Annotated in this window: 2 protein-coding genes; both read left to right on the top strand. The window is 52.7% G+C overall.

Going from position 1 to position 3,873, the window contains the following annotated elements:
- Nucleotides 1-627: 627 nt before the first annotated feature.
- On the top strand, nucleotides 628-2,913 hold the full coding sequence (pflB, locus tag AC0QHF_RS00560) for a formate C-acetyltransferase (protein ID WP_324702241.1): 2,286 nt from the start codon (nucleotides 628-630) through the stop codon (nucleotides 2,911-2,913).
- Nucleotides 2,914-3,019: 106 nt separating this feature from the next.
- Nucleotides 3,020-3,766 (top strand): pyruvate formate-lyase-activating protein, encoded by a 747-nt coding sequence (gene pflA, locus AC0QHF_RS00555; protein WP_324702240.1) that lies wholly within the window; start codon nucleotides 3,020-3,022, stop codon nucleotides 3,764-3,766.
- The last annotated feature ends 107 nt before the right edge of the window (nucleotides 3,767-3,873 follow it).

The raw sequence follows: 3,873 nt of genomic DNA, 5'->3' as shown, positions 1-3,873 counted from the left end.
AAACGGCTTTTCTATAAGGGTTTGAAAATTTCTGACCCCATTTCAACTGTAACCACGTGAGCGCTCGTTGCTATAAAAGCGCAAATTTCGGGTATGGCCTGGAAATTGATAATATTTCTCGAATAGCGACGGTTCCGGTTAAATTTCAGTCCCGCAACGGGCCGGAAAAGTCGATCGCGAACGGGCTGACGAAATTGAAAATTTCTCTATAATAGAGGTATAGAGGGTTGAATGTCACGCCGGCCCGGAAGTCGGGAACGGAAGAACCCATATCGGGCGAATATTGCGAGCTTGAAAGAAAATGTCTCCGAGATCGGAGATGAAGTCAAAATTTGGCCCGCGATCGCCCGTCACCGACCCTCAATCTGGGGTAAATGAGAGCAGGTTAATCGTTGACGGAGTCAGAATCGATTGTTGCCACACCCACGATCCTTGAAAGAATCTTAAAGTTCTGCATTCTGTAGTTTCCCATGCCAAAATAAATAACAGCCACAGAACAGGCCGATCTTGGGAACACTGGCAAATTTAGGTTTGTAGCACATAATTGAGGGTTGCGACGGGAGAATAAACCGTCCTCGATTAGTGCGACAGCCCCACCCAAAAAGAACTGTAACCGAGGAAATATACATGGTTTCAAGTCTTGAAAGACCAACACAACCCACATTGACGACCAAAAATGACGACCTATCCCCGGAATGGCAAGGATTTCAAGGGGGAAAATGGACGAAAGAAATCAACGTCCGGGATTTCATCCAAAAAAATTATAGTCCCTATGAGGGAGACGAAACGTTTTTATCGGGGGCGACGGAACGCACGAAACAGCTCTGGAATCGGGTTCTGGAGTTGATGGCCGAAGAGCGCAAAAATGGGATTTTAGACACGGAAACCAAAATTCCCTCCACCATCGACGCCTACGGCCCCGGATACATCGATCGCGACTCGGAACAGATCGTCGGCTTGCAAACCGACAAGCCTCTGAAACGCGCCATCATGCCCTACGGGGGCATCCGGGTGGTGAAAAAATCCCTGGAGGCCTACGGCTACGAACTCGACCCGGAAACCGAAAAAATCTTCACCAAATACCGCAAAACCCACAACGACGGCGTTTTCGACGCCTACACCCCGGACATCATGCGGGCGCGGCATTCGGGACTGATCACCGGGTTGCCGGACGCCTACGGACGGGGGCGGATCATCGGCGACTACCGCCGCATCGCCCTCTACGGCATCGATCGCCTAATTTTGGATAAAAAAGAGCAGCAAGCCTCCCTGGAACCCGACGCGATGGACGCCGACACCATCCGGCGGCGGGAAGAAATTGCCGAAGAAATCCGATCCCTGCGGGAGCTCAAAGACATGGCTGCGTCCTACGGGTGCGACGTGGGGCGACCGGCGGCGACGGCGAAAGAAGCGACGCAGTGGACCTATTTCGGCTATCTGGCGGCGGTCAAAGAACAAAACGGCGCGGCGATGTCCCTCGGACGGGTTTCGACGTTCCTGGATATCTACTTCGATCGCGAACTGAAAAACGGCACCCTCACCGAAGCCGAAGCCCAGGAAATTATCGACCATTTTGTAATGAAATTGCGGATGGTGCGGTTCCTGCGGACGCCGGAATACAACCAACTGTTTTCGGGCGATCCCACCTGGGTGACGGAGTGCATCGGCGGCATGGGCGAAGACGGGCGATCGCTGGTGACGAAAAACAGTTTCCGCTTCCTCAATACGTTATATACCCTGGGCTCGGCGCCGGAACCCAACCTGACGATTTTGTGGTCGCCCCGCCTGCCGGAAAACTTCAAACGCTTCTGCGCCAAAGTTTCCATCGACACCTGTTCCACCCAGTACGAAAACGACGACCTGATGCGATCGGAATACGGCGACGACTACGGGATCGCCTGCTGCGTCAGCGCCATGAAAATCGGCAAGCAGATGCAGTTTTTCGGCGCCCGGGCGAACTTGGCGAAGGCGCTGCTGTACGCGATCAACGGCGGTAAAGACGAGAAAAGCGGCGAACAGGTCGGCCCCGAATGGGTTCCGGTTCAAGGCGATTATCTGGAATACGAAGACGTGGTGGCGAAATTTGATCGCTGCCTGGAGTGGTTGTCGCGGCTGTACGTCAACACCCTGAATATCATCCACTTCATGCATGATAAATACGCCTACGAGCGCATCGAATTGGCGCTGCACGATCGCGATGTTTACCGGACAATGGCCTGCGGTATTGCGGGGCTTTCCGTGGTGTCTGATGCCCTGTCCGCCATCAAATACAGCCGGGTGAAAGTCGTCCGCAACGAACAGGGTTTGGTGGTGGATTACGAAGTCGAGGGCGACTATCCGAAATACGGAAATAACGACGATCGCGCCGACGAAATCACCGCCGATCTGGTGAAGCAGTTTATGAACAAAATTCGCCAGCACAAAACCTACCGCGATTCGGTGCCCACCCAGTCGATTTTGACGATCACTTCCAACGTCGTCTACGGTAAAAAGACGGGCAGCACCCCCGACGGACGCAAGGCGGGGGAACCCTTCGCACCGGGGGCGAATCCCATGCACGGACGGGACACGAAAGGGGCGATCGCGGCTTTGGCTTCCGTGGCGAAACTCCCCTACGAACACTCCCAGGACGGGATTTCCTACACCTTCTCCATCGTGCCGCAGGCGTTGGGTAAAGAAGGGGGCGATCGCATCACCAACCTGGTGGGAATGTTGGACGCTTACTTCCACGAAGAAGGCCACCATATCAACGTCAACGTCCTCAACCGCGAGACGCTGATGGAAGCGATGGATCATCCCGAAAAATACCCCCAACTGACGATTCGGGTATCCGGTTACGCGGTCAACTTCATCAAGCTGACCCGCGAACAACAATTGGATGTGATTAACCGCACGTTCCACCACCGCATCTAGGATTAAAAAAACCGGGTTTTTAACTGCGGTTTCTAAAACCCGGTTCCGACGAATTGGCGGGGGCATCTGCTCTCGCCAATTTTTGAACTAATTTAGATTGCAAAAAATGTCCGACTCAAACCATAAAATTTTTGGAAGAATCCACTCCTTTGAAAGTTGCGGGACGGTAGACGGGCCGGGAATCAGATTTGTCGTCTTCACCCAAGGCTGCCCCCTCCGCTGCCTGTACTGCCATAACCCGGACTGCCAAGAAATAGCCGGAGGAACGGAAATAACGGCGACAGAAATCGTCGAGGAAGTGAAGAAATATCGCTCCTATATGCGCTTTTCCAACGGCGGCGTCACCGTCACCGGCGGCGAACCGCTAATGCAGCCGGAGTTCGTGGCGGAAATCTTCCGGCGGTGCAAGGAATTGGGCATCCACACCGCTTTAGATACGTCCGGTTACGTCCCCATCAACGCCGCCAAACCCGTTTTAGATTACGTCGATTTGGTGCTTTTGGATATCAAATCATACAAGCCCGAAACTTACCGCAAAGTGACGAGCGTTTCGGTGGAACCCACCCTCAAATTTGCCGAGTATTTGCAACAGATAGAAAAACCCACCTGGGTTCGCTTCGTGTTGGTTCCAAATCTGACGAACGAGCCGAATAATATGGAGGAACTGGCTCGGTTCGTTTCCGGTTTGAGCAATGTGGAAAAAATCGAAGTTCTACCCTTTCATAAAATGGGGGAATACAAGTGGGAACAACTCGGCTACGAATACCAACTCAAAAACACCCCCGAACCGACTCTGGAAGAAGTGGCGACGGCGATGGATACGTTTAGAAAGTACGGATTAAAAGTTGCATAGAAAAAGATATAGCAACCGACAGAACGGTTAGGACTGATCTGCCAATTTGAAGCCCGCCTTGAAATCAATTTCAAGGCGAATCGCAAAAGTCCACTTAAGTGGACTCG

The organism is Lyngbya sp. CCY1209 (assembly GCF_055795065.1).
This window is presented reverse-complemented; position numbering and strand designations above follow the sequence as displayed.

What these genes read in the sequence shown, in the direction of transcription:
- pflB (WP_324702241.1), top strand. Translation starts at nt 628, where the DNA reads ATGGTTTCAAGTCTTGAAAGACCAACACAACCCACATTGACGACCAAA.
- pflA (WP_324702240.1), top strand. Translation starts at nt 3,020, where the DNA reads ATGTCCGACTCAAACCATAAAATTTTTGGAAGAATCCACTCCTTTGAA.